This window comes from Clavibacter sp. A6099, assembly GCF_021919125.1.
GTDB lineage: Bacteria > Actinomycetota > Actinomycetes > Actinomycetales > Microbacteriaceae > Clavibacter > Clavibacter seminis.
The window spans coordinates 2,145,276-2,170,452 of sequence record NZ_CP083439.1 but is presented as its reverse complement, the minus strand read 5'-3'; the positions used below and the strand labels follow the sequence as shown (position 1 = coordinate 2,170,452).

Sequence of the window (25,177 nt, the reverse complement as noted above, 5' to 3'; positions counted from 1 at the left end):
GCGGCCCGGTGACGGGCCGACACGCCAGAGGACAACATGGCTGATCACGACGACGACTTCCCCGAGCTCGACAGCGGGCTCCACGAGCGCCTGTCGAGCATCGACGAGGAGCTCGCTTCCCAGCGCGCGCAGACGCTCCGCGCCGGGCTCGAGGACTACGAGCTGGACGACGAGGACCTCGAGGTCCTCGAATCCGCCACGGACGACCCCGACCAGGTCACGTACCTGCCGGCGCTGCCCGTGCTCGCGGTCGTCGGCCGACCGAACGTCGGCAAGTCGGCGCTCATCAACCGCATCCTCGGCCGCCGCGAGGCCGTCGTCGAGGACACCCCCGGCGTCACGCGCGACCGCGTCTCCTACAAGGCCGAGTACGCGGGCCGCTGGTTCACGCTCGTCGACACCGGCGGATGGGAGCCCGACGCGAAGGGCATCAACGCGTCCGTCGCCATGCAGGCCGAGATCGCGATGGACCTCGCCGACGCCGTGCTCTTCGTGGTGGATGCGAACGTCGGCGCCACGAGCACGGACGAGCACGTCGTCCGCCTGCTCCGCAAGACCAAGAAGACGGTGATCCTCGCGGCCAACAAGGTCGACGACGCGCGCCAGGAGCCGAACGCCGCCTCGCTGTGGTCGCTCGGCCTCGGCGAGCCGCACCCCGTCTCCGCGCTGCACGGCCGCGGCGTCGCGGATCTGCTCGACCTCGTGCTGAAGACCCTGCCGCTCGTCTCCAAGGTCGCCAAGGAGGAGGTCGGCGGACCCCGCCGCGTCGCCATCCTCGGCCGCCCGAACGTCGGCAAGTCCAGCCTGCTCAACAAGGCAGCGGGCGAGGAGCGCGTGGTCGTCAACGAGCTCGCCGGCACCACGCGCGACCCGGTCGACGAGCAGGTCGAGATCGCCGGCAAGGTGTGGCGCTTCGTCGACACCGCCGGCATCCGCCGCCGCATGCACCTCGCCCAGGGCGCCGACTTCTACGCGTCGCTCCGCACGAGCGCGGCGCTGGAGAAGGCGGAGGTCGCGGTCGTCATGATCGACGTCTCCGAGGTCATCAGCGAGCAGGACATCCGCATCATCGAGCTGGTGCTCGAGTCGGGCCGCGCGCTCGTGCTGGCGTTCAACAAGTGGGACCTCCTCGACGACGAGCGCCGCCGCTACCTCGAGCGCGAGATAGAGACCGACCTCGCGCACGTGTCGTGGGCGCCGCGCGTCAACATCTCGGCGCGCACCGGCCGCCACATGGAGAAGCTCGTGCCGGCGCTCGAGACGGCGCTGGAGTCGTGGGACACCCGCATCGCGACGGGCAAGTTCAACGCGTTCCTCGCCGAGCTCACCGCGGCGCACCCGCACCCCGTGCGCGGCGGCAAGCAGCCGCGCATCCTGTTCGGCACCCAGGCCTCGAGCCGTCCGCCGACATTCGTGCTCTTCACGACCGGGTACCTCGACCCGCAGTACCGCCGCTACATCCAGCGTCGCCTGCGCGAGATCTACGGCTTCGAGGGCAGCCCGATCATCGTCAACATGCGCGTGCGGGAGAAGCGGAAGCGCTAGCGCCCGCGCATTCCGCGGGCTCCGGCTCGCAGCACGACGGACGGCGTCGATCCCTCTCAGGGGTCGGCGCCGTCCGTCGTCGGGGCGGGGATCACGTGTACCAGGTCGGCTCCGGGATCTCGCCGAGGAGCACGTGCCGGCCCACCTCGCGGCGCTTGTAGGGGATCGGGTCGTGCAGCGTGTGCGTGCGCAGGTTGCGCCAGAAGATGTCGAGCCCGGCCTTCGAGGAGGAGGCGCGGGCGCCCGTGAGCTCGAGGATCCGCGTGCCGACCTCCAGCCCGTCCTCCGCGATGCGCGCCTTGGCCGCCGCGACCCGCACGGCGATCTCGCCCCGCTTCCGCTCGGTCAGCCTCTCGCGCGGCGCGTGCAGCACGGCGCTGATCTCGGCGCCCACCCGATCCAGCAGCGCCTCCGACGCCCACACCTTCGACTGCAGCTGCCCGTAGCCCTCGAGCACGTACCACTCGTCGGTCGCGCGCTCCTTGTCGTCGCCGCCGTAGGGCCAGGCCCGCGTGGTGCTGCGCGTGTAGGCGGCCGCCGTCTCGAGCGCGCCCTCCGCTATCCCCAAGTAGAAGTTCGCGAACACCAGCTGGATCGCCGGCACGTTCAGCGTGCCGTAGACGAGCGGCTGGAAGACCTTGTCGACGAAGCCGGCGGCGTCGGTCCACGGCACCCGCACGTCGCGGATCTCGACCGAGCCCGACTCCGTGAGCCGCTGCCCGAGGCTGTCCCAGTCGTGGCCGAAGACGATGCCCGGCTGGTCCGTCGGCACGATCGCGAACACGTGCGTCTCGGTGCCCTCGATCACGCCCTCCAGCACCGTGAGGTCGGAGACGACGCCGCCCGTGGAGAAGGACTTCCGGCCGGAGAAGATCAGGTCGTCGCCGTCCTCGCGGATGACGAGGTCGGAGTCGCGCGGGTTCACGGCGCCGCCGAAGAGGAGGTTCCCGGTGGTCGCGAGCTCCTCGATCGCCTCGATCTGCGCGTCGGTCGCCACGAGCCGCGCGGCCCACGCCCAGAGGTAGTGGTAGCCGAGGAGCTGGCCGATGGATCCGTCGCCGCGGGCGACCGCGCGGATCACTTTGTACGCGGTCTCCCACGTCTGCCCGCCGCCGCCGTGCTCCGCGGGCCCGAGCAGCGTGACGAGGCCGGCGTGCTTGAGCAGCGCGACCTCCTGGTGCGGGCTGGCGCCGGCGCGGTCGCGCTCGACCTGGTCGACGGCGAGGATGTCGGCGACCTCGCGGGCGCGGGCGATCCACGCGGCCGGGGTCGTGGGGCGGGGCGCGCCCTTCCATCGGTCCACGGGCGCGTCGCCGAGGGGGGCGGGGCGCGGGCGGTCGGCCTGCGCGTTCGCGTTCGCGGTACCGGGGGCGGGCGTGGGGGAGCCGGATGCGGGTCGGTGCTCGCGGTCGATCAGGGTCATGTCCTGTACCTCTCGTGAAGGGGCGCGACCGGTGCCGCGCCTCGCGGTGGGGCCACGGTAGGGGCGGGTCGCGGCGGTCGCGAGGGGTGTGACGCGGGGTTGCGGGGTGTGACGACGCGGGGCGTCACGGGGTGTCATGCGGTGAGCCTGAAGAGGCGAGCATCGAGGCCCCGGCCCGAGCCGGTCATCGAGAACTGTGCGTAGGTTCGAGACATGGAAACCAAGAAGGTCGCCCGCGAGCAACACATAGCGGTATTCGGAGAATCGGGCAGCGGTAAGACGGTGCTGGTGTCCTCGTTCTACGGTTCAGCGCTCGAGCCGGCCTTCGCGGATTCGAGCCTCTTCAACATCGTTGCCGACGACGTGGGGGACGGGCGCCGTCTGCACCAGAACTACCTCGGGATGAAGAACTCGTCGACCCTGCCCCAATCGACGCGGCAGACCACCTCATACGCGTTCTCCGTCAAGCGACGGCCGGGTGCGGAAGCCGCCGCCAAGAAGCCCGCGGAGGATCTGCGACTGGTGTGGCACGACTACCCGGGGGAGTGGTTCGAGTCCGAGCCGCAGGGCGCGACCGAGCGTCAGCGTCGACTAGAGGCGTTCCGAGCGCTGCTCGGCTCGGATGTCGCTCTCGTCCTGGTCGATGCGCAGCGGTTGATCGACAACGCGGGCGAGGAGGAGCGCTACCTGAAGGCCTTGCTCTCCGGCTTCAGCACGCACCTGATCCGGCTCCGTGACGAGCTCCTGCCGGATGGGAAGCCGCTGGTGCAGTTCCCGCGGATCTGGTTGATCGCGCTGTCGAAGTCCGACCTCCTCCCCGCGATGGACATCGACGGCTTCCGCGACCTGATGACCGAGAAGGCCGCTGCGGAGATGACCGCGCTCGGCAAGGAGATAGCCACCTTCGTCCAGGGATCGGACGCGCTGTCGGTCGGAGAAGACTTCGTCCTGCTGTCGTCGGCGAAGTTCGAGCCCGGGAAGATCGAGGTGAGCAAGCGGACCGGCCTCGATCTCATCCTTCCCATGGCAGCGATGCTGCCCTTCGCGCGCTTCGTCGTCTGGGCGCAGCGGCAGAAGGCAGGTGGACGGGTGGCGAAACAGCTGCTCGACGGCGCGGGGCCGTTGCTGATCCTGCTGGGCAAGAAGATCAAGCTCCCCGCCCCGATCGGTGCCATTGCCGCGCTCGTGCTCCCAAAGCCCGTTGAGGTGCTGGCCAAGCTGGCCGGCACTCCGCTCCAGGCGTTCCACGACCGGGCGGTGGCCAAGCATGACTTCCTGACCACTGTCCTCACTCAGTTCCAGCTCGACCTGGACCGCGGCGTGAAGAAGAAGGTCCTCATCCGGAGCAACCGGTGACCTTCATCTGGGTCACCCGTGGCAGGACCTGGGGGTTCCGAGTGCTGCGCACGGCCAGGCTGTCGGACGCCTTCGAGTCGTACGAGACAGCCTTCGCGGGTGTGGCAGAGGGGCCGGAGGCGTTTACGCGAGTCGGCGATCGCCTCGCCATCAGATTCCCTGATCCCGAGGGCCGCCGGGACAGGGCGGGTCGCGTCATCTCGCATGAGTTCGTGCTGCTGCCGCCGCTCGAGGGCGCTATCGATTCCGTCGAGGCAGCTCGGGACCTCGTCTGGCCACAGGTCGAGGCCGTCTTCCGGGGTGCCTGGGACGCGCCTCAAGCACCCGCGCCCGCTCCCTGAGCCAACGACTGCCAGCACAGCGAGCCGGTCCGCAGCCCCACGAGGTACCGTGTTCCGGGCGCATCCGACGCCCGCTCACGAGACACGGAGGATCGCACCGGTGGACCAGCTGCTCAGCCGTCTCGATCGGATCGCCGCCGGGCGCCAGGCGGGCCACGTCATCGCCGAGGACATGCGCGACCACCCGTGGACGGCGCGGGCCTTCCGCTGGATCCGGTGGATCCTCATCGCTGAGACCATCGTGGGCGCGACCGCCGTGGCCATCGCCCTGACCCTCGCCGAGGACGGCATCGCGATCGCCCCCGCCGTCTGGTTCCGCTCCTTCGTGGTGCTCGCGATGACCCTCACGCTCTACTACTTCGCCTGGCGCGCCTCGGCCGGCTACTGGTGGGCGTACTCGCGCCTGCGCCTGTTCAGCCAGATCTTCCCCATCGTGACCCTGGTGGTCGCCGCGATCCCGGGCCTCTACCCGCTCTGGATGGTCATCGAGCAGATCGTCTTCTCGCTTCTGCTCATCGGGGTGGCGGACATCCTGCGGAGCGACCACATGCGGGACGCGTTCCCGAAGCCGGGGCGGGTGGCTGCTGCCGGAGCGCCGGACCCCTCAGCTCCGGGTCGCCCGGGCGGTGCGCCGGCCTGATCCGGGGCCCCGCGCGTGCCGGAGCAGTGCCGCCGATGCGGTAGGCTCTACGAGTTGCCCAGCGATGGGTAGCGGGCTGTGGCGCAGCTTGGTAGCGCACTTGACTGGGGGTCAAGGGGTCGCAGGTTCAAATCCTGTCAGCCCGACGGACATGCCTCGGTGTGACTTAAAGGTCACACCGAGGCATCTTGCAATTGCCGCGTCTTCAGAATTACGTTACAGACGGTAATACGATCCCGTCGGCGTCGGCTTACGATGTCTATGACGATGCGATGTAGCAGAAGTGTAGCGGGCTGTTCCTGCCTATGCAGAAACTCGCACTTCGATGGTCAAATGAGCTACGGCACCCGAAGCAACGCGATCGACCGGGACCCCAGCGTCGGCAGGGGAAAAGCGCCACACAGTAGCTGCAGCGTCTAAAGAAGCTGTCGCAAGCAATGCGCAAAGCGCAAACATTTTTGGCCCAAGAGGGACAACCGCCAGCCGCTGCTCCTGAGCAAGGCTGTACATTAGCGACTCAAGTTTTACATATAGGTCATATGGTTTTAGCAGGTCGTACTCGGCGCGCCGCACAACGTCGTTTGCAAGAAAAAATTCATGATTCGCGGCAGCGTTCATCACATCGAACTCTGCATCGCCGCCGTACGGAACAAACGCCAACACGGACGAGGCATCAAGAAACTCTGCAACGCCTAGCGCAAAGTTAGTCTCCACACCGACGCCAATAACGGCCGTGAGCGGTAGCGATGGATCATCTGCCCATGATGTGAATGCAGGATGCACTGGGCGGGCTACCTTGATCGGTCCCTCCTGATCTTCCCATCCGGCGCTGGAGGCCGGAGCATATAAAAACTCGACCCGCAAGCGGGAGGTGGGTGTAGCTGATAGAACACCCTCAATAATCTGTGCGAGCTGCAGGCGGGTGAAGCTAGACACATCAATGCCGATGCAAGCATTAGTCGTGGAGCAATTGTTTAAAGATAAGGTCACCACGTTAGCTAAGTCACTTGACGGAGCCTCTATGGTGAAACCAAATGCTGTTAGTAAAGTACGATTCGTGCTGTAGCCAAAAATGCGGTCCCCATCCAGGTCTAAAGCCAATTTTGCTATTGAGTGCCCATGGAGCTCAGCCGCAATATAACTCGAGCGGGTTTCATATCCCAGCGCCACAATAAGTAAATCATAGGACGTAGCTCTAGTTGCGTGCCGGACAACGAAAGACGTATTAAAGGTCATCAAACAACTCCAGTTGATTCGGCGTCTGAATGCGACCCAATACGCTGCGCATTGATGCGCCACGCTGCAGGCCGAGAGGTAGTTGATAGCCAGTCGCGAGTAAGTAACTTAGGCGGAGCCGCTTGCCTCGCATAGAGGTCAAAAGTCCGGAGCTGTCACTGTCTGGAACGTAAACAAGGGCACCAGTATTGACCGCACTTCCGAGCGCCTCGAGGAGGGCGTCGGACGCACCTCTGTCGACTATAAATGTACCGACCGGATCTGGTGTGAAATCATCTGCGATTACGTTTTTACGAAAAGCAGCACCAAGCTGATCAATGAGCCATAGTAGGCCTTTGCGTGTATCCTTCGAATCCAAGGGCACTGGGATGGTCGACAGTAGAGCGCGGAAGCGATTTCGTGTACGAGTGACCTCCGCAGCCTGGACGTGAGTCTCAATGCGGCCAGGACCGGAGTCCAACAGAGTGTTCATGACGCCAATGATCCACCGCGGGTTACCCTCGAGAATGGCAGCGAGAGCGTTGGCGCCGGCATAAATATCCGGATTTTTGCGGGAGCGATATCGACGAGTGCCTGATGACTCAGAGTCATCGGGAGTACGAAAAGCAAGGCGAGTAATGACTAGCGGCATGACTTTTCGATAATGCTGAGCACGCTTTTGGCCTTCGCTTGACAGCAGACTCGGCAGGTCGCCCACTGCTTCGTTTACATAATCACGAAAACTGGCGTCGCTATCGTATAGATCACTCACATACTCATCGGTTGAAGCACGTGAGGCTCCGTCGTCCAGATTTTCATTCTCTAGTTCCGCCGTAAAAACTGCTTCGCCAAGCATGGACTCGACGCTTGCGTTTTGGCCAAGACGCTCCCGGATAACCTCGCTCATTAGATCAAAGGTGAATCGCAGGGCGTCTTGTTTATGTCCGTAACTTAACCATATTTCTTCGTGATCGTGCCCGGCCATGGCGCCAAGAGATGACACGAGGTCACTAAGATCGGCGCTATAGGGACTGATGGCTAACTTGAAAATGAGTCGGTCATCGACTGACCGCATTGACGCGATTAGTGATCGCCGCACCTCAAGAGGGGCAAGTTCAAGCTCGTCAAATAGCATGCACCACTTCTCGCCCACGAGTGCTGGGACATGCGCTTCAAGAGTGTCCAAAGCTGTAGTAATTGCGGGAATAAGGCCGCTTCCTGTTGACAGCGAGTCAAGTCCGGTAAAGTCGTGCGAGCGGTGCATTGTCGCCGCAAGCGCACCCACGGCTACTATTCGCTCAGACGCGGCTGCTCGTAAGCCGAGAAAGCTTGGAACGTGTAGTTCGAGATGCCAGACGCGCGCCAAATCACGCACGAGCGACTCCTCAACGTCCTGTGACATAGTTAATGTGGGGAGATTTAACCAGACCTGTGGTACAGATCGAGTAAAGCGCTCATGCAATGATGTAGCGAAACTACGCAGCACGGACGCTGTGAAAGATGCCTCAAAAAGACCCTCCGCTACCTCGGTTGGTATGTCGGATTCTTCGAGGACCGCAACCTGTCGGTTCCATGCGATATCCGATGGAATAAAGATGCCCGTGAAGGTTATGCCCCGAGATAATTTGAATCTCTTCGCCTTCGAGGCAGCCTCGAGAGCCTCGGGCGTAAGCATCTTTAGAAGTGTTGTCTTGCCGCTGCCTCGGGGCCCGACCATAATAGTATGTGAAGGGCGGGTTAGCGTTTTAAATTGTTCAGGCGGAACGAATGTCTCAGCAACCATGCTGGCAGATCGAAAACGAGCGTTAGCGGCTGCGAAGACGTCTGACTGTACTGTTTTCAATTTAAGCCCTCCCGACTTGAAGCGGCACTGCGCCGTCTTGCAGAACAGTCAGCCCATATTGATTCTTGAGCACTCGTTTGAACTGTTCGAAGTCTGATGGCATCGTAAAACGTGCATCCGGGACGGCGGCAGTGACGTCTTCCCACGTTTGGTATCCGCTCCCCGCAACTTCGTAGAAGTCTTTGACGGCCGCAGCTAGCTCGGCTCCGTTCATGGCTCCACCGAAACCTCCGACGTGTGTCAACCCGGATCTCTCTTGCGCGGGCAGAAAACCGCGATCTACAATCCAGTCCCAGGCCTTATATGTGCCTCGAATAGGAAAGCCTGGTTGCGTGTCTTCAAGTTCTAGTATGTAAAACTGGTTTCGCGCGCGGCTCTGGATTTCTGCGTACAGCACCGCAGAGAAGCTTCCGGCCGAAAAAACTATGGGTGCCCCTCGACCGCCGCCGGCATTTGTGACTGCGGGCCAGTGACGATGCCCATGGATGAGTAGCCATGAGCCGTGTTCGCCAGAATTTAAGTCTTCTAGCAGCGCGGAGGCATCGTGCATCTCGCTGAGGTCTGTAAGGTCCACCGCGCCGTATTTGTACACCTGATGATGAGTGACAAGTATGTTTATGCCTGGATCGGGAAGGTCCGTGAGTTTGCGTTTGATGTAACTACGCGTCCGACTCGAAATTCGTCCGTGAGTATGTTCATTGGAGTAGCCGTGATAGGCGCTGCTGTTTAGAAGCACGGAACGAAAACTGCCATGTGCTTGAACTACCGCGTTATTGGCCCAGTACTCGTTGTTTAGCGCTTCGGAAGAAAATGGATAATTAGTTAGCTCTTGAAGAGTAGCCTTCGCGTCATATCCATTTATACTACGTGAATCCATGTCATGGTTGCCGGTAGCAGCGAGTATCAGAGGTGCAGACAGTGTAGCCTGGAGGGCCTGTATTTGGTTCCAGGAGTAGCGGACAGCTTCAGGATTGGCCTTATCGCCCATGTCGCCTGCACAAACGATTACATCAGTTGTAATGCCCTCCCTTAGGATTAGGTCGCGGACACCACTGAAGGGATTCAACTGCGGATCGTCGGGCAACGTGACCTCTGCATAAGAAGGCGCGTCTTCCCCGTCTTTCAACTGAGTCTTAGAGTGGGCATGTATGTCGCTCAGGACTGCAATTTTAAGCATTGACGGAGACCTCGTAATTGTACGCGAGTATCTCGCCCTGAAGCGCTGTTCTGGACGAGGCGTTCGCAGCCACCGATCTGCGTCTTTGAACGTGGACGATCGTCCAGCCGTCAAGGGCACTCATGAGATGGTCATCCATATTGAATGAAAGAAGTACCTTGGCCCCGATTTCATTAAGTCTGTCGAGTTCGACGGCAAGCATGCTAACGTCTTCATCGGTACCGAATGCGTTATACCCATATTCTCCGTACGTCTTTCGGTCGGCGTTACGGTAGGGCGGGTCTAGGTAGACAAAGTCTTCTACCGTTGCCTGCGCCGTAGATTGGAGATAGTCGCAATGCCTAATGACTGTATTTGTTAATGATCGAGAGGCGCTAATTAGTTCGTCGCGGGTAGGGGCGGCACCGGTTCGAGTCCCTTTTGGCACGTTAAATTGCCCTTGTCGATTTGTTCGATAGACCGCGTTAAATGAGTGCCGATTAAGATATAAAAACCTCGCAGCCCGGTCCGGCGGTGTGAGCTCCGAGATGCGCATCGCCCGCTGGGAGTAGTAGTCGAGACCAGTCTCGTCCAAATTCTGAAACCGGCTAGCAAGTTCGTCAACATTATCCCTCAGCTGAGTAAAGAAGATAACGAGGTCGCCGTTGAAATCTGAGAGAGTTGCCTTTTTCGGCTTCATGTTAAAGAAAACGCATGCGGAACCCATAAATGGTTCGACGTATTGCCCATTAAAATCTGGAGTGAGGCCGCTTATCAGTGGGAGTAGGCTTCTCTTGCTACCGGCCCACCTTAGGGGTGATCGTGTCACTAGTTTCCTTAATTTGTGGCCACACTTCATCGTGAGAGCGGTGCTGTGTTGCGACGCAATGCAGGGCGTGGCCGCGGCGAACCAGATACCGTGATGTTCAAGATACACGAACCGACCCGCGGCGAGGAGTAGGTGGCATGCTCAAACGGCGCGTGTCTCGGCTTGACTAGTCCTTATAGTTGCATTCGACCGCCGTAGAGTCTGCTGTCCCTGCTGGATCCGAGCCCGGGAGTGCGATCCTAAAATCTCAAGGTTCACTGACACCGTACAGGGGCGCGTCGGTCGCTGACCGCTTCAAGCCCGATGCAGAGGCCGCGGTGCTTTGTGGCAAGCCCGCGTCATCTGAGCGGTCAGCGGGAATGGTTACGGTGCTGGTAGCCGCTGGTTTTAGCGGCAGCGACTTCGAACAGGGGCCGATGTTGAGTGGTCTAGAGCCCCCATCCGGGGGGGGGGGGGGCTCAAGGGATGGTGTCGCGTCGGAGGAGTTGACGGCAGTCGAGGGGGTCGCAGTGCCAGCCTCGGGTCGTGCTGGTGTCTCGAGCGCACGGCCGTTCGTGCTCTTGATGGGCTTCTTCGCAAATCGCGGCCGTGCCATTCGGTCAAGGTAAGGAGCGACGTGCACCGTTCAAGCCTCAGCGGGCCCACATCCGTTGCCTCGGCCGAGTCCACCCGCAGCACAACGCACGGCGACACCTGACCCGAGCTCCGCGCGCGCGGCGTGCACGGCCTGCGTGACCGCGTCGACTACTGCGTAGTGTGCGATGCCGGCGGTGGAGCGGACGTCGCAATCACCCCTTCCAGCGCATCGCCGTCTAAATCTATGCGTGCTTCTGGTAGGGCTACCCGGAGCAACTGCAGTGTGCCGAAGGCGAACGCCGGCTACTGGACCCGAAGCTTGCGCGGGGGTGGGGGGGGCTCGATGCCGAGGTGACAGCGAACCTGCGAGACCTCGGTTGGACCGTGCTGCGGTTCTGGGCGCACGAGCCGGCGGGGGAGGCGGCGGAACGGATCATCGTTGCGGTCCAGAGAGCGCGATCACAGGCGCCGAGGACGAAGGATCTACACGACGCTGGTGGTGCTGGCGGATCCCAGTAGTCCCGCACCCCTTCCACCCCCATGCGAGGGCTTACGCCCGGGGGAGCGCGCCCATAGCCTCAGGCGTCGTCACTCGACGGCGCCACCTGCCGCCTACCCCTTCGCCGCGGCATGCACCCGAGGAGCACCATGCCCGACGTCCCCTGTGCCGCTCCTGCCGGCTGGTTCCCCGACGGATCCGGGCAGCTCCGCTACTGGGACGGATCCGCGTGGACGCAGCACGTCGCGCCGATGGTCCAGCCCGCCGCAGCGCCGGCGCCCGCTCCGAGCGCAGCGGCGACGGCGGCCGTGGCGGCCTCGCAGCAGGCCGACGCAGTCCGGAACGCGCAGGCCGCCGAGGCCGCGCACGACAAGGCGATGCGGGCCGCCGAGGCCGCGCAGGTGAAGGCCGTGCGCGCCGCGGAGGCCGAGCAGCAGCGTGCCGCGAAGCTCGCGCAGCGCGAGGCGGCCATGCAGGCGAAGGCCACGGAGCGCGAGGCGGCGTCTCGGGAGCAGAGCGCCCGCGCGGCAGCGGCGACCGTCGCGACACAGGTTCCGCCGCGACAGGCGGCCATCGCGGGGCTGGTCGCCCCTGCGGCTCCTGCCTCCGTGATCACCGACACCCGGCCCAGCCGCCACCCGGCGACCACGTGGGTCATCACCTCCGTCGTCGCGCTGGCGGTGCTGATCATCAGCGCCCTCGGCGGCTTCGGCGGCATGTTCGTCTCACTCGGCCTCGTCGGGATCGCCACGGCTCTCTACCCCTACGCCACGGGCCGCCGCAGCTGGATCCCCATCCTGACGACCCGATCGCGCAATGGCGTCGCCGCCCTGGGCGCGGCCGTGCTCATCGTCATCGGGGCGACGGTCCCGGTCGCGGCGTCCGCTCCCGCTCCGCGCCAGGCGGAGGCGATCTCCGCCAGCGCGAGCCCGACGCCGACGGCCACCCCGACGCCCACCGCGACGCCGACCCCCGTGGTCCACGTCGTCGAGGATGTCAACGCCAAGAGCGCCTCCGACGCCCGCACGCTCCTCCGCGAGGCCGGTTACGTCGTGCAGTACGTGCTCGAGTCGGGCGGGGTCCCGAGCGTCACCGACGGCATGACTGTGAAGTCGCAGAGCCCGGTCGCGGGATCGCGCGTCGACGCAGGATCCACCGTGACGCTCGTGCTGCTGGCGCCCGCGCCGACTCCGACGCCCGAGCCCACAGTCGCGCCGACGGTCGCTCCGGCGCCCGTCCAGCAGCCGGCGGCTCCCGCTCCGGCGCCCATCGCGCCTGCACCCGCCCCGGCTCCGGCCGCCCCGGCCCCCGCGCCCGCGCAGCAGACCGGCGGCATCAACCCCGGCGGCTTCTGTTCTTCGGTGGGCGCAGTGGCGCAGGCGGACAACGGACGCAGCTATAAGTGCGGCGGCAAGGGCCCCGACGCCAGCGGCCGGTACCACTGGAACACGATGTGATGCGAGCGGTGATGCGCTCGTGAACTGGTCCTCGTTCGTCCCGGATCTCATCGTCGGCCTGGTCGGCGCAGTCTTGACCGGAGGCATAGCCGTAGGCACCTATTTCTTGCAGCTCCGGCGACGCAATCGACAGCTCATCCGCAACCTGGCGGACGACTTGGCGGCGCGGCGGGCCTTCGAGCTGATCGTCCCGAGCGTGGGCGGTGGAGCGAGCGACGAAGCCGACCGCTGCTTCCGCAGCGTGCACTCGGCCCAGCAACGAATCAGCGTGATCCGCGATGAGATCGCACCGAACGACCGGCTTCGGACGAAGCTCCAGGCAATGGTCTTCTGGTGCGTCGACTACAAGGAGTTCGTCGAGAAGGAGCCGGAGCAGTGGCAGCTCGGCCTGATGAACCTGCGACGGGAGCTGGTCGCCTGTCTCCGTGAGGTCGAACGGGTGGCCGGGCTCTCAAACGGATCGCTGCCGGAACCCGGCTCCCTGCGGGTCTCCCACGTGCCGTCCTAGCGTCACCGCACCATCCGCACCGTGACCATCTCCGCCCCCTGGTACATCTGCCGCTCCACGCCGCCGTCGCGCGCGAACCCGTTCCGGCGGTAGAACGCCGCCGCGCGCGGGTTGTCGTCGGCGGCCCAGAGGTAGGCGGGGGAGTCGCCGACGGCCGCGTCGAACAGGGCCTGGCCGGCGCCCGAGCCGTGGGCGGAGGCGACCATGTTGATCGCGTAGAGCTGGAAGTCGCGCGGCGGATCCTCGTCGCGCGCCGGTCCCGCGAGGGCGAAGCCGACGATCCGGTCGCCGTCGAGGGCGACGAAGACCGGAGCCCCGGCGGAGTCGCTGAGCGAGCCGCGCCACTGCTCGGCCCGCGCCGTGACGTCGAGCCCCTCGAGGTACGCGGCTGGCAGCAGGTGCGCGTACGTCTCCTGCCAGGTGCGGATGTGGACCTCCGCGATCCCGTCGGCGTCGTCGGGCACGGCGGGGCGGACGGTCACGGGCGCGGTCATGCGGCCACGATACGGGGCGGTCGGAGCGGCCCGATCCCGTGCCACGCGCCCGCGCGCGCGGACCCTACCGCAGGCCCGAACCGCCTTGCGGCCGGGGGAGGGCTCCTCGCTAGGGTGGTCGCGCAACCCGGTGTGGTCCGTGAGACCCCGGGTGTCGACCGAAGCCTCATTCCCCTCCCAGCGAAGGACGCGATGAGTACTCGCACACCCATGCCCGCTTCCGCCCCCGACAGCTCGGCAGCCGTCGACTCGGCCCCCGTCGTCGACGGCGCGCCGCCCGGCCGCCCCCGGCTCAACAAGCCCGTCTTCCTCGGCTCCTCGATCGGCATCATCGCCATCGTCGCCTGGGCCTCCCTCGCCCCGACCGCCGCCGCCGACGCGATCGGCACCGCCGTCGCGTGGGTCTCCGAGAGCTTCGGCTGGTACTACATCGCCGTCGTCACGCTCGTGGTCGGCTTCGTGGTCGTCGTCGCGGCCTCCCGCGCCGGCCGCACCCGCCTCGGGCCCGACGACTCCCGCCCCGCCTTCAACTACTTCACCTGGTCGGCCATGCTGTTCGCGGCCGGCATCGGCATCGACCTGATGTTCTTCTCCGTCTCGGAGCCCATCACCCAGTACCTCGCCCCGCCGACCGGCGACGGGTCCACCGTCGAGGCCGCGCGGCAGGCCATGGTCTACACGCTCTTCCACTACGGCCTCACCGGCTGGGCGCTCTACGCGCTCATGGGCATGGCGTTCGGCTACTTCGCCTACCGCCACAACCTGCCGCTCAGCATCCGCTCGGCGCTGCACCCGATCTTCGGGAAGCGCATCCACGGCCCCATCGGCCACGCGGTCGACATCGCCGCGGTGCTCGGCACGATCTTCGGCATCGCGACCACGCTCGGCATCGGCGTCGCCCAGCTGAACTACGGCATCGACTTCATGTTCGGGATCCCGGAGAGCCTCACCGTGCAGGCCGGCCTCATCGCGCTGTCGGTGATCATGGCGGCGGTCTCGGTGCTCACCGGGGTGGAGAAGGGCATCCGGCGCCTGTCCGAGCTCAACGTGCTCTGCTCCATCGCGCTCATGCTCTTCGTGCTCTTCGCGGGTCGCACGAGCTTCCTGATGGACGCCATCGTGCAGAACGTCGGCGACGTCATCAGCCGCTTCCCCGCCATGACGCTCGAGACCTTCGCCTACGACCGCCCCGACGCGTGGCTCAGCAGCTGGACCCTCTTCTTCTGGGCCTGGTGGATCGCGTGGGCGCCCTTCGTGGGGCTGTTCCTCGCCCGCATCTCCCGCGGCCGCACCATCCGCGAGTTCGTCATCGGCACGATGGTGGTGCCGTTCGCGTTCATCCTGCTGTGGATCTCGATCTTCGGGAACAGCGCCCTCGACATCGTCATGGGCGGCGACAGCGGCTTCGGCGACGTCGCGATGAACACGCCGGAGCGCGCGTTCTACTCGCTGCTCGCCGAGTACCCGGGTGTTCCGCTCACGGCCGCCGTCGCGACCTTCACGGGGCTCCTCTTCTACGTGACCTCCGCCGACTCCGGCGCGCTCGTCATGGCGAACCTCACCTCCCACCTGCCCGACGCCGACACCGACGGACCCAAGTGGCTGCGCCTGTTCTGGGCCGTCGCCACCGGCGCGCTCACGCTCGTGATGCTCGCGGTCGGCGGCGTGCCGACCCTGCAGAGCGCGACCGTGGTGATGGGCCTGCCGTTCTCGGTGGTGCTGCTGCTCATCATGCTGGGGCTGTACAAGGCCCTGAAGGTGGAGAACTCCCTCGCCGCCAGCTACCGGTCGAGCCTGCCGGGCCTCCTCTCCGGGCGCTCCGGCGACACCGGACACGGACGCAGCTGGCGCCAGCGGCTCGCCCGGTCGATGACGTACCCCGACCGCGAGCGCGCCCAGCGCTTCACCGAGGAGGTGGCGCTGCCCGCGCTCACCGAGGTGCACGACGAGCTCATCGTGCAGGGCGCGACCGTGCGCCTCGTCGAGGGCGAGCACTCCGAGCACGGGATCCGCGAGCTCGACCTCGAGGTCTCGATGGGCGAGGAGCGCGACTTCCGGTACGCGATCCGCCCGGTGCGGTACGACACCCCGACCTACGCGCCGCACGCGGCCGCCGGATCCGAGGAGCACTACTACCGCCTCGAGGTCTTCTCCCTGGAGGGCAGCCGCGGCTACGACGTCCTCGACTACACGCCCGAGCAGGTGATCGCCGACGTCCTCGACCACTACGAGACCCACCTCGAGTTCCTCCACCTCAACCGCGACGAGCCGGGCAACACCGTCGTCGTCGTCACCGACCAGCCCGAGAGGACCGCATGACCACGCAGCACACGACCGAGGCGCCCGCCTCCCTCTTCATCGACGGCAGCTGGCAGCCCGCCGCCGACGGCGCGACCCGCGAGATCCGCTGCCCGGCCGACGGATCCCTCGTCGGGCACGTCTCCGAAGCAGGCACCGCCGACGTCGAGCGCGCCATCGCGAGCGCCCGCGCCGCGTTCGACGGCGGCGCCTGGTCGCGCACGCCCGCACCCGAGCGCGGCGACCTCCTCCTCCGCGTGGCCGACGGCCTCGTGGAGCGGAAGGCCGAGTTCGCCCGCGCCGAGACGCTCGACACCGGCAAGCGCCTGGTGGAGAGCGAGATCGACATGGACGACATCGCCGCCTGCTTCCGGTACTTCGGCAAGCTCGCCGGCCAGGACGCCGGCCGCGTCGTCGACGCCGGCGACCCGGACGTGGTGAGCCGCATCGTCCACGAGCCCGTCGGCGTGTGCGGCCTCATCGCGCCGTGGAACTACCCGCTGCTGCAGGCCGCGTGGAAGATCGCGCCGGCGCTCGCCGCGGGGAACGCGTTCGTCCTGAAGCCCAGCGAGCTGACGCCGCACACCTCGATCCTCATGATGCAGCTGCTCGCCGACGTCGGCCTCCCCGCGGGCGTCGCCAACCTGGTGCTCGGCGCGGGCGCCGTCGCGGGCGCGCCCCTCTCGAGCCACCCCGACGTCGACATGGTCTCGTTCACGGGCGGCCTCGCCACGGGACGCACCATCGCGGCGGCCGCCGCGGCGACCGTGAAGAAGGTCGCGCTCGAGCTCGGCGGCAAGAACCCCAACGTGGTGTTCGCCGACGCCGACTTCGACGCGGCCGTCGACAACGCCCTCAACGCGGCCTTCGTGCACTCCGGCCAGGTGTGCTCGGCGGGCGCGCGGCTCGTGGTGGAGGAGTCCGTCGCCGAGCGCTTCGTCGACGAGCTCGTGCGCCGGGCCGAGGGGATCCGCCTGGGCGGGCCGTTCGACCCCGACGCCGAGACCGGCCCGCTCATCTCGGCCGCGCACCGCGACAAGGTGCACGCGTACGTCGAGAAGGGCATCGCCGAGGGCGCGCGCCTCCGCACCGGCGGCGCGTTCGGCACGGGCGACCTCGAGGCCGGGTTCTACTACCTGCCGACCGTGCTCGACCGCGTGCAGCGGGGCATGTCCGTGGTGGTCGACGAGGCCTTCGGACCCGTCGTCACGGTCGAGACGTTCCGCACGGAGGAGGAGGCGGTCGCCATCGCGAACGACACCGACTACGGGCTCGCGGGCGCCGTCTGGTCCCAGGACGCCGGCCGGGCGCAGCGGGTCGCGCAGGCGCTCCGCCACGGCACCATCTGGATCAACGACTTCCACCCCTACCTGCCGCAGGCGGAGTGGGGCGGCTTCGGGCAGTCCGGCGTCGGCCGCGAGCTCGGCCCGACCGGCCTCGCCGAGTACCAGGAGGCCAAGCACATCTACCAGAACACGCGCCCGCAGGTGACCGGATGGTTCCCGGCGCGATGAGCGACAGCAGGGGAGACGACATGACCGGCACCGAGTACGACTACGTGGTCGTCGGCGGGGGATCCGCCGGCGCGGCCGTCGCCGCCCGCCTCAGTGAGGATCCCGACATGCAGGTGGCCCTCATCGAGGCCGGCCCGCACGACAGGGACCTCGACGTGGTCCTCCGCCTCGACCGGTGGATGGAGCTGCTCGAGTCCGGCTACGACTGGGACTACCCCATCGAGCCGCAGGAGAACGGCAACTCGTCGATGCGCCACGCGCGCGCCAAGGTGCTCGGCGGCTGCTCGAGCCACAACTCGTGCATCGCGTTCTGGGCCCCGCGCGAGGACCTCGACGGCTGGGCGCACGAGCACGGCGCCACCGGCTGGGACGCCGACAGCACCTACCCGCTCTACCGGCGGCTCGAGACGAACGAGGATCCGGAGCCGCACCACGGCCACGACGGCCCGGTGCACCTCATGAACGTGCCGCCGCGCGACCCGTCCGGCGTCGCGCTCCTCGACGCGTGCGAGCAGGCGGGCATCCCGCGCACGCGCTTCAACACCGGCGAGACCGTGCGGAACGGGGCCGGCTTCTTCCAGATCAACCGGCAGGCGGACGGCACGCGCGCGTCGTCGTCGGTCTCGTACCTGCACCCGATCGCCGACCGGCCGAACCTCACCGTGCTCACCGACCTCAAGGCGCGCGCGCTCGCGTTCGACGACGAGCGCCGGTGCACGGGCGTGGAGGTCGTCGACAACGCGTTCGCGAGGACGCGCACCATCGGTGCGCGCCGGGAGGTCATCCTCTCCGCCGGGGCCATCGACTCGCCGAAGCTGCTCATGCTCTCGGGCATCGGGCCGGCCGCGCACCTGGCGGAGCTCGGCATCCCCGTGCGCGTCGACGCACCCGGCGTGGGCGAGAACCTGCAGGATCACCCCGAGGGCGTGATCCAGTGGGAGGCGAAGCAGCCCATGCCGACGGAGAGCACGCAGTGGTGGGAGATCGGGATCTTCGCGACCACCGAGGAGGGGCTCGACCGGCCGGACCTCATGTTCCACTACGGCTCGGTGCCGTTCGACATGCACACGGTGCGCCAGGGCTACCCGACGACGGAGAACGGCTTCTGCCTCACGCCGAACGTCACGCACGCGCGCTCGCGCGGCACGGTGCGCCTCCGCAGCCGCGACCACCGCGACAAGCCGCTCGTGGATCCGCGCTACCTCACCGACCCGCATGACATGCGCGTGCTCATCGCCGGGATCCGGCTCGCGCGCGAGATCGTGGCGCAGCCCGCGATGGCGGAGTGGGCCGGCCGCGAGCTGTACCCGGGCGTCGAGGCGCAGACCGACGAGGAGCTCGCGGACTACATCTCCCGCACGCACAACACCGTCTACCACCCGGCGGGCACGGTGCGGATGGGCGCGGTCGACGACGAGATGTCGCCGCTGGATCCGGAGCTGCGCGTCAAGGGCGTCACGGGTCTGCGGGTCGCCGACGCGTCGGTGATGCCCGAGCTCACGACCGTGAACCCGAACATCACGACGATGATGATCGGCGAGCGCTGCGCGGACCTCGTGAAGGCCGCGCGGGCGCTCGAGGCGGCGCGGCGCTGATCGCGGCCCGGCGCGCGGCGGCTCGGTGCGCGCCGGGCGCGGATCAGCCTGCTGCGGTCACGGCCGGGACGGCCGCCGCCTGGTCGTAGGCCGCGTGCTCGGCCGCCATCCAGAGCGTGCCGACGACGTGGGAGGAGTCCTCGAAGCGGGCGGCGGCGTTCCCGAACTCGGCGCCGTCGGATCCGTCGCCCGCGAAGATCGGCCCGCCGGAGACGCCCTCGTTCATGTCGCACGCCACGTCGATCCGCTCCGGGTCGAAGGTCTCGAAGACGCCGCGGCAGCGCTGGAGCGTGCGCGCGTCGAAGCGGCCGGCCCCCGGGTAGCCGTAGACCGTGCCGAGCTCGGCGGGATCCTGGTCGAACAGCACGGGGGACGCGCCGACGACGTTCGTGATGTCGGCCCCGTCCGCGTTCGGCGCGGCCACGGCGAAGGCCGTGTCATCGCCCTGGTCGCTCTCGTCCTGCGCGTAGCCCGCAGCGACGACCGCGCCGCTCAGAGCCCACGTCCCGTACGGATCCTGGCCGTTCGCGTACGCGGGGGCGAAGATCAGGCGCGAGGCGTACTGGCCGCCGCGGAGGACGCAGTGCCCGGCGGTGGCGACCACGGACTTGTTGCCGGAGACGACGACGTTCGCGCTGCAGGTCTCGATGGAGCTGCCGAAGATCCCGAAGAGCTTGCCGATGTGGGGGACGACGGGCACCTGCTCGGCGGTGGAGATCGGTGCGGGGGAGGCCGCGTCGGATGCGGCGATCGCGGCGTCCGGGCGCGCTGCCGGCGCGGCGGCGTCGAGGGCGTCGACGGTGGTGGCCGGATCGTCGCTCCGGGTGGCCGCGGCCATCCGGGCGGGCGTCCAGAAGGCGAGCGCGTCGGCGGCCTCCGTGGCCGAGGCGTGCAGCTCGAGCGGGCGGGCGGAGGTCGCGGGATCCGCGGCGGTCCGGTCGCCCGCCCACGCGGCGGGCGCGCCGCAGAGCAGGACGCCGATGGCCACGGCGGACGCGGCGGAGAGCCCCGCCGTCCGCGTCCGTCGAGTGGGGAGGTACGGGGACAGGGGCATGGCGGGTCCTCTCGGAGCGGAGCGGGACGGAGGGGGATCACGGCGAGCGCCGCGCGCACACGGTAGCGAGCGGCCGCGCCGACCTGACCGCGGACCGCACAGCCGCCGCCCACCGTGCCCGTAGTTCCCCCCCCGACCGGGGAAGGGCCGCGTTCACGGCGCGTAACGCACCGTGACCGCGGCCCTCCCTCCGATCGGCAGCCGCCGGCTGCCGCGGCTCAGCCCGTGTACGCTGCCGCGGTGTCGTAGGCCGCGTGCTCGTTGGCCAGCCAGATCGGGCCCAGCACCTTCGGCTCTGCGGTGACCCGCGCGTTCTCGTCCGCGTACTGCGGACCGCTCGCGTCGTCGCCCTCGAAGATCGGACCGCCGGAGACGCCCTCGCGCATGTCGCAGTCGAGCACGATCTGCTGCGTGCTGAAGGCGTGGAAGGTACCCCGGCACCGCTGCAGGGTGAGGCCGTCGAAGCGGCCCTGCGCGGGGTAGCCGTATACGGTCCCCGGCTGCACGAGGGGCTGGTCGAAGAGCACGGGTGAGCCGCCCACCACGCTCTGGATGTCCCGTCCCGCGGCGTCGTGCGCGACCACCAGGAACGCGGAGTCATCCGCTATGTCGCTGTTGTCGGCGAAGTAGCCGCCCGCGATCACGCCGGTCACCATGGGCCAGTCGCCGTACGGCGAGGTCCCGTTGTCGTAGTCGGGGGTGAACACGGCGTTCGTCGAGAAGGCGCCGCCGCCGGTCAGGCAGTGCGCCGCCGTCGCGACGGTGGAGCGGTTCCCCGATTGGACGACGTTCGCGCTGCAGGCGTAGCTGTGCCCGTCGCGGTCGTAGAAGAAGCGGCCGATGTGCGGGACGGGGGCCACGTGCTCGGCGACCGAGATGGGCGCGGCGGCGGCCGACGCGGCCTCCGGTGCGGGACCGGGGACGGTGCCGTCCGATGCGGCGATCGCGGCGGCCTTGCGCGCCGGCGTCCAGTACGCCAGCGCAGCGGCCGCCTGCGCGGACGGCACGGAGACGACGGTCGGCACGCTGACGCTCGACGCGTCCGCGGACGGGTGCGCCGGTGACGCCTCAGCCGGCGCGGCGGCCAGCGACACGAGGACGCCACCGGTGAGGAGTGCCCCCGCGACGGCGATCCGGAGCGGATGGCGGGACGGGTGCGGTGATCTGGTCATGGTCGATTCCTTCAGGAGGATGGAACGGGCGGGTCCGCGGATGCGGCCCGGGGGAGGCTGCGTGGATCAGGTCGTGATGGCCGCCGTGAGGTCGTACGCGGAGTGCGCGGATGCCTGCCAGAGCGGGCCGAGGTTGTGGGTGCCCGTGTCGTCGCGTTCGGCCACGTTCGCGATCTGCGCGCCGTCGCTGCCGTCGCCGGCGAGGATCGGGCCGCCCGAGACGCCGCCCGTCATGTCGCACGCGATGAGGATCTGAGCGCTCCCGGCCGCCGTGCCCGGGCCGGTGCAGCGGTCGAGGTGCTCGCCGTCGAAGCGCCCGACCGCGGGGTAGCCGAAGGCGGAGAAGACCTGCGTCGCCGACTGGTCGAAGAGCACGGGGGAGGCGCCGACGACGCTCTGGACGGTCGCCCCGTCGCCGTCGCGGGCGACGGCCATGAACGCGCTGTCCTCCGCCTGGTCGGCGTTGTTGCCCGCGTACCAGCCGGACGTGACGTTGCCGCCCACGACGGGCCACCCGCCGTAGGGTGAGCCGCCCGACTCGTAGGCGGGGTAGAAGACCATCTGGGTCGAGAAGGTCTGGTCCATGGTCACGCAGTGCCCCGCCGTGGCGATGGTCGATCCGTTCGCGGAGGCGACGACGTTCGCCGAGCACCAGTGGCCGTAGCCCTCCTGCACGTAGTAGATGCGGCCGATGTGCGACACGGGCGCGATCTGCTCGGCGTGGTTCACGGTGCGGGTCGCGTCGGAGGTCGCGGCCTCGGATCCGGCTTCGGATCCGGACGCGGCGGTCGCGTCGCCCGGGCCGTCGTCCTCCGTCGCCGCGGCGCGACGCTCGGGCGTCCAGTAGGAGACCTCGTCGGAGGCGGGAGCGGCGGGCGCGGCGACGGGGACGAACGAGGCGGGAGCGGACGCGGACGCGGGCGCGTCCGCGTCGGCGGCGGACGCGGGGGCCGCCGAGCCGAGCAGGGCGGCGCCGAGGCAGACGGCGGCAGCGGCGGCGACGGTGGAACGGTGCGTGATCGTGAGGCGACAGGGCATGCGGGACCTTCCGGAGAGGGGCGGCGCGGACGTGCGTCGGCGCCGGGGAGAGGGAGGAGTGGATCGCGGACCGGCACCTGATCGAGGTCCGCGTCCGTGTGCGCCGACGGTAGCGGCTGGCCGGGCGCTCCTGCGTGCCCGCTGCACAGCGCGCGTGTGACGGCCGGCTACGCCCGCCCGACCCGCATTTCCCCACCCGTGCGACGCTGGAGGTCCGACGAGAGGATCCCCATGCCCGACGCCCGGCCCCCGCTCCGCTTCGCCGCCTTCGTGATGAACACGGCCAGCCACATCCAGCACGGACTGTGGCGGCACCCGTCCGCCCGGCAGCACGAGTTCAAGGACGTCGAGCTGTGGGTGGACCTCGCGAAGACGCTCGAGCGCGGCCGCTTCGACGCCATGTTCTTCGCCGACGTCATCGGGCTCTACGGTCCGGGCGGCGGCGCCTACGACGTCAACGCGCGCGAGGGCCTGCAGTTCCCGAGCAACGACCCGTCCGTGCTGATCTCGGCGCTCGCCGTGAGCACCGAGCACCTCGGCTTCGCGTTCACGAGCTCGGTGCTCCAGGCGCACCCCTTCGACTTCGCGCGGAAGGTGTCGACGCTCGACCACATCACGAAGGGGCGCATCGCCTGGAACGTGGTGACGAGCGCGCTCGACGGCGCCGCCCGCAACTTCGGGCACGACGGCCTCGAGGACCACGACGCCCGCTACGCCTGGGCCGACGAGTACCTCGACGTCGTCTACAAGCTGTGGGAGGGCTCGTGGGACGACGACGCGCTCCAGCGCGACAAGGCGCGCGGCGTGTTCTCGGACGCGTCGAGGATCCACCGCATCGACCACGAGGGCCCTCGCTACAAGGTGGCCGGCCCGCACCTGTCGTCGCCGTCGCCGCAGCGCACGCCCGTGCTCTTCCAGGCCGGATCCTCGCCCGTCGGCCGCCGCTTCGCCGCCCGGAACGCGGAGGCGCAGTTCATCCTGTCGTCGACGCCGGAGAAGACCCGTGCCTTGATCGAGGACACCCGGGCGCTCGCCGTGGACGCGGGCCGGCGGGCGGACGACCTGTCCTTCTGGCTCGGGCTGTCGTTCATCACCGGGAGCACCGAGGAGGAGGCGAAGCGCAACGAGGCGGAGATCGACGAGTACCTGAGCGCCGACGGGTTCCTCCTGCACTCCAACCTCGGCTTCGACCCGAAGACGGGCGAGCAGCTGGATCCGGCCACCCCGCTCAGCCAGGTCGAGACGCAGGCCGGGCAGAGCCACCTCAACTGGCTGCGGGAGGCATCGCCCGACCGCGAGCCGACCATCGCCGACCTCGCCCGGCTCTCCGCGAAGCTGCGCGGCCGCGTTGTGGGCACGCCCGAGCAGATCGCCGACGTGCTCGCGGGATGGCAGGAGGCGGGCGTCGACGGGATCAACGTCATCAACTGGACCCTCCCCGGCAGTTACGAGGACTTCGTCGATCACGTCACGCCCGTGCTCCAGGAGCGCGGCCTGCAGCAGCGCGAGTACGAGCCGGGCACGCTCCGGCACAAGCTGACCGGGCGCGACCGGCTGCCCGAGTCGCACCCGGCGGCGGCGTACAGGGGCGCGTTCTCCTGAGCCTCGCGGAGGCGTCGACGGAGGCGTCGGCGCCGAGGCGGGCGTGGCCGTCGGGGCATGCGCGCTCCCCGGGACCGACGGATTCCCGCGACCCGTCTCGCCGTCAGTGCACGGAGAAGCCGCCGTCGACCGCGATGGTCTGACCGGTCACGTACGCGGATCCCGCGCCCGCGAGGAAGACGGCGGGTGCGGCGAAGTCGGAGGGGACGCCGTTGCGGCCGACCAGGGTGCGGGCCGCGAGCGCGGCGACCGTCGCCGGATCGGAGCCCAGCCGCGCGTTCAGGGCCGTGAGCACGAAGCCGGGGACCAGCACGTTGGCCGTCACCCCCTGGGCCGACCACGCCTCCGCCTGGGAGCGGGCGAGCGCCTCGAGCCCGGCCTTCGACACCCCGTAGGCGCCGCTCGCGGCGAACGCCCGCTGCGCCTGCTGGCTGCTGACGTGGATGACGCGGCCGTGACCGCGCTCCGCCATCAGGGGCAGGAGACGCTGGCCGAGGACGAACGGCGCGTCGAGGTTGACGGCCATGGTGGCATCCCAGACGTCCTCGCCGAGCTCGGCCAGGGGCGGGCGGAGGTTGATGCCCGCGCAGCACACCAGCACGTCCACGGCGCCGGCCGCGAGCGCCCGGTCCGCGAGCAGGTGCGCGCCCGCGCGGGTCGACAGATCGGCGACGATGCCGTCCGCCGACCCGCCCTGCGCGCGGATCCCGGCCACCGTCTGGTCGATCGTGGCCGCGGTGCGCGCGGCGATGAGCACGTGCGCGCCCGCGGACGCGAGCGCCTCGGCGATGGCGCGCCCGATGCCGGAGCTGCCGCCGGTGACCAGCGCCGTGCGTCCGTCGAGGCCGAAGAGCTGCTGCAGGTCCATCGGGTCAGGGTACGGGCGCAGGAGCCGCGAACGCGCGAACGGCAGGAGCGATCCCGCTCCCGCGCTCGTGCCGCCCGACCTGGGGGCGTCCGCGCGCCGGGCGGCGCCGCGCCGCCTCGGTACGGTGGACGGGCGGCCGCGACGCCGCGAGGAC

The 25,177-nt window shown here is 68.2% G+C and carries 20 protein-coding genes and 1 tRNA gene; 11 read left to right on the top strand and 10 right to left on the bottom strand.

Annotated elements, in window-relative coordinates:
* Positions 1-36: 36 nt before the first annotated feature.
* A complete protein-coding gene (der, locus tag KYT88_RS10245; protein ID WP_043586316.1) occupies positions 37-1,545 on the top strand; it encodes a ribosome biogenesis GTPase Der in 1,509 nt (502 codons plus the stop codon).
* Between the two features lie 91 nt (positions 1,546-1,636).
* Here der and KYT88_RS10240 read toward each other — a convergent pair whose 3' ends face one another.
* On the bottom strand, positions 1,637-2,968 hold the full coding sequence (locus tag KYT88_RS10240; protein WP_200871154.1) for an acyl-CoA dehydrogenase family protein: 1,332 nt from the start codon (positions 2,966-2,968) through the stop codon (positions 1,637-1,639).
* A 213-nt stretch (positions 2,969-3,181) separates the two neighbouring features.
* Here KYT88_RS10240 and KYT88_RS10235 point away from each other — a divergent pair, with 213 nt between their 5' ends.
* From KYT88_RS10235 to KYT88_RS10220, 4 genes are all read left to right on the top strand, one after another.
* Positions 3,182-4,324, top strand: coding sequence for a TRAFAC clade GTPase domain-containing protein (locus KYT88_RS10235; protein ID WP_043586318.1), 1,143 nt, complete (start codon positions 3,182-3,184; stop codon positions 4,322-4,324).
* A complete protein-coding gene (locus tag KYT88_RS10230) occupies positions 4,321-4,665 on the top strand; it encodes a hypothetical protein (RefSeq protein WP_043586321.1) in 345 nt (114 codons plus the stop codon). Before KYT88_RS10235 ends, KYT88_RS10230 begins: the two co-directional genes overlap by 4 nt.
* A gap of 100 nt (positions 4,666-4,765) precedes the next feature.
* Positions 4,766-5,305, top strand: coding sequence for a hypothetical protein (locus tag KYT88_RS10225; protein ID WP_043586323.1), 540 nt, complete (start codon positions 4,766-4,768; stop codon positions 5,303-5,305).
* Positions 5,306-5,377: 72 nt separating this feature from the next.
* A tRNA-Pro gene (locus tag KYT88_RS10220) sits at positions 5,378-5,451 on the top strand.
* Between the two features lie 157 nt (positions 5,452-5,608).
* On the opposite strand, the gene KYT88_RS10215 is transcribed toward KYT88_RS10220, so the two are convergent.
* From KYT88_RS10215 to KYT88_RS10200, 4 genes are read right to left on the bottom strand one after another with little or no spacing between them, the layout of a single operon-like run.
* Positions 5,609-6,541 (bottom strand): hypothetical protein, encoded by a 933-nt coding sequence (locus KYT88_RS10215; protein ID WP_156032216.1) that lies wholly within the window; start codon positions 6,539-6,541, stop codon positions 5,609-5,611.
* On the bottom strand, positions 6,531-8,363 hold the full coding sequence (locus KYT88_RS10210) for an ORC-CDC6 family AAA ATPase (protein WP_444505535.1): 1,833 nt from the start codon (positions 8,361-8,363) through the stop codon (positions 6,531-6,533). Before KYT88_RS10210 ends, KYT88_RS10215 begins: the two co-directional genes overlap by 11 nt.
* Position 8,364: 1 nt before the next feature.
* Positions 8,365-9,540, bottom strand: coding sequence for a metallophosphoesterase family protein (locus KYT88_RS10205; RefSeq protein ID WP_081840955.1), 1,176 nt, complete (start codon positions 9,538-9,540; stop codon positions 8,365-8,367).
* Entirely contained in the window at positions 9,533-10,348 is an 816-nt protein-coding gene (locus tag KYT88_RS10200; protein ID WP_162178077.1) for a DNA adenine methylase, read from the bottom strand. Before KYT88_RS10200 ends, KYT88_RS10205 begins: the two co-directional genes overlap by 8 nt.
* 1,224 nt (positions 10,349-11,572) lie before the next feature.
* On the opposite strand from KYT88_RS10200, the gene KYT88_RS10195 reads away from it, so the two are divergent.
* Entirely contained in the window at positions 11,573-12,880 is a 1,308-nt protein-coding gene (locus tag KYT88_RS10195; protein ID WP_043586325.1) for a DUF2510 domain-containing protein, read from the top strand.
* 19 nt (positions 12,881-12,899) lie between these two features.
* Complete coding sequence (locus KYT88_RS10190; protein WP_043586327.1) at positions 12,900-13,388, top strand: DUF6650 family protein; 489 nt, start codon at positions 12,900-12,902, stop codon at positions 13,386-13,388.
* Positions 13,389-13,390: 2 nt separating this feature from the next.
* Here KYT88_RS10190 and KYT88_RS10185 read toward each other — a convergent pair whose 3' ends face one another.
* The gene (locus KYT88_RS10185) at positions 13,391-13,882 is read right to left on the bottom strand and encodes a GNAT family N-acetyltransferase (RefSeq protein ID WP_043586329.1); all 492 of its coding nucleotides are present in this window, start codon (positions 13,880-13,882) and stop codon (positions 13,391-13,393) included.
* Positions 13,883-14,092: 210 nt separating this feature from the next.
* Between KYT88_RS10185 and betT the strand changes: the two genes are divergently transcribed.
* The 3 genes from betT to KYT88_RS10170 are packed head-to-tail and all read left to right on the top strand — an operon-like array spanning position 14,093 to position 19,289.
* Positions 14,093-16,201, top strand: coding sequence for a choline BCCT transporter BetT (gene betT / locus KYT88_RS10180; RefSeq protein WP_237583633.1), 2,109 nt, complete (start codon positions 14,093-14,095; stop codon positions 16,199-16,201).
* A complete protein-coding gene (locus tag KYT88_RS10175; RefSeq protein WP_043586333.1) occupies positions 16,198-17,694 on the top strand; it encodes an aldehyde dehydrogenase family protein in 1,497 nt (498 codons plus the stop codon). The genes betT and KYT88_RS10175 overlap by 4 nt, the downstream gene beginning before the upstream one ends.
* A gap of 20 nt (positions 17,695-17,714) precedes the next feature.
* On the top strand, positions 17,715-19,289 hold the full coding sequence (locus KYT88_RS10170; protein ID WP_182480757.1) for a GMC family oxidoreductase: 1,575 nt from the start codon (positions 17,715-17,717) through the stop codon (positions 19,287-19,289).
* Between the two features lie 43 nt (positions 19,290-19,332).
* Here the strand turns inward: KYT88_RS10170 and KYT88_RS10165 are convergent, their stop codons facing one another.
* The 3 genes from KYT88_RS10165 to KYT88_RS10155 form a co-directional block, all read right to left on the bottom strand.
* Positions 19,333-20,343 (bottom strand): trypsin-like serine peptidase, encoded by a 1,011-nt coding sequence (locus tag KYT88_RS10165; RefSeq protein WP_051629344.1) that lies wholly within the window; start codon positions 20,341-20,343, stop codon positions 19,333-19,335.
* Positions 20,344-20,561: 218 nt separating this feature from the next.
* A complete protein-coding gene (locus tag KYT88_RS10160) occupies positions 20,562-21,515 on the bottom strand; it encodes a trypsin-like serine peptidase (protein WP_051629345.1) in 954 nt (317 codons plus the stop codon).
* Positions 21,516-21,581: 66 nt separating this feature from the next.
* Entirely contained in the window at positions 21,582-22,553 is a 972-nt protein-coding gene (locus KYT88_RS10155) for a trypsin-like serine peptidase (RefSeq protein ID WP_051629346.1), read from the bottom strand.
* A 231-nt stretch (positions 22,554-22,784) separates the two neighbouring features.
* Here KYT88_RS10155 and KYT88_RS10150 point away from each other — a divergent pair, with 231 nt between their 5' ends.
* Positions 22,785-24,155 carry an LLM class flavin-dependent oxidoreductase gene (locus KYT88_RS10150; RefSeq protein ID WP_043586337.1) on the top strand — a complete coding sequence of 457 codons (1,371 nt, stop codon included), beginning with the start codon at positions 22,785-22,787 and terminating at the stop codon, positions 24,153-24,155.
* Positions 24,156-24,258: 103 nt separating this feature from the next.
* Here the strand turns inward: KYT88_RS10150 and KYT88_RS10145 are convergent, their stop codons facing one another.
* Complete coding sequence (locus KYT88_RS10145; RefSeq protein ID WP_043586339.1) at positions 24,259-25,023, bottom strand: SDR family NAD(P)-dependent oxidoreductase; 765 nt, start codon at positions 25,021-25,023, stop codon at positions 24,259-24,261.
* Positions 25,024-25,177: the final 154 nt, after the last annotated feature.

Excerpts from the sequence above, each read along its gene's own strand:
- der (WP_043586316.1), top strand. The coding sequence starts at position 37 with ATGGCTGATCACGACGACGACTTCCCCGAGCTCGACAGCGGGCTCCAC.
- KYT88_RS10240 (WP_200871154.1), bottom strand. The coding sequence starts at position 2,968 with ATGACCCTGATCGACCGCGAGCACCGACCCGCATCCGGCTCCCCCACG.
- KYT88_RS10235 (WP_043586318.1), top strand. The coding sequence starts at position 3,182 with ATGGAAACCAAGAAGGTCGCCCGCGAGCAACACATAGCGGTATTCGGA.
- KYT88_RS10215 (WP_156032216.1), bottom strand. The coding sequence starts at position 6,541 with ATGACCTTTAATACGTCTTTCGTTGTCCGGCACGCAACTAGAGCTACG.
- KYT88_RS10205 (WP_081840955.1), bottom strand. The coding sequence starts at position 9,540 with ATGCTTAAAATTGCAGTCCTGAGCGACATACATGCCCACTCTAAGACT.
- KYT88_RS10195 (WP_043586325.1), top strand. The coding sequence starts at position 11,573 with ATGCCCGACGTCCCCTGTGCCGCTCCTGCCGGCTGGTTCCCCGACGGA.
- KYT88_RS10185 (WP_043586329.1), bottom strand. The coding sequence starts at position 13,882 with ATGACCGCGCCCGTGACCGTCCGCCCCGCCGTGCCCGACGACGCCGAC.
- betT (WP_237583633.1), top strand. The coding sequence starts at position 14,093 with ATGCCCGCTTCCGCCCCCGACAGCTCGGCAGCCGTCGACTCGGCCCCC.
- KYT88_RS10175 (WP_043586333.1), top strand. The coding sequence starts at position 16,198 with ATGACCACGCAGCACACGACCGAGGCGCCCGCCTCCCTCTTCATCGAC.
- KYT88_RS10170 (WP_182480757.1), top strand. The coding sequence starts at position 17,715 with ATGACCGGCACCGAGTACGACTACGTGGTCGTCGGCGGGGGATCCGCC.
- KYT88_RS10165 (WP_051629344.1), bottom strand. The coding sequence starts at position 20,343 with ATGCCCCTGTCCCCGTACCTCCCCACTCGACGGACGCGGACGGCGGGG.
- KYT88_RS10160 (WP_051629345.1), bottom strand. The coding sequence starts at position 21,515 with ATGACCAGATCACCGCACCCGTCCCGCCATCCGCTCCGGATCGCCGTC.
- KYT88_RS10155 (WP_051629346.1), bottom strand. The coding sequence starts at position 22,553 with ATGCCCTGTCGCCTCACGATCACGCACCGTTCCACCGTCGCCGCCGCT.
- KYT88_RS10150 (WP_043586337.1), top strand. The coding sequence starts at position 22,785 with ATGCCCGACGCCCGGCCCCCGCTCCGCTTCGCCGCCTTCGTGATGAAC.
- KYT88_RS10145 (WP_043586339.1), bottom strand. The coding sequence starts at position 25,023 with ATGGACCTGCAGCAGCTCTTCGGCCTCGACGGACGCACGGCGCTGGTC.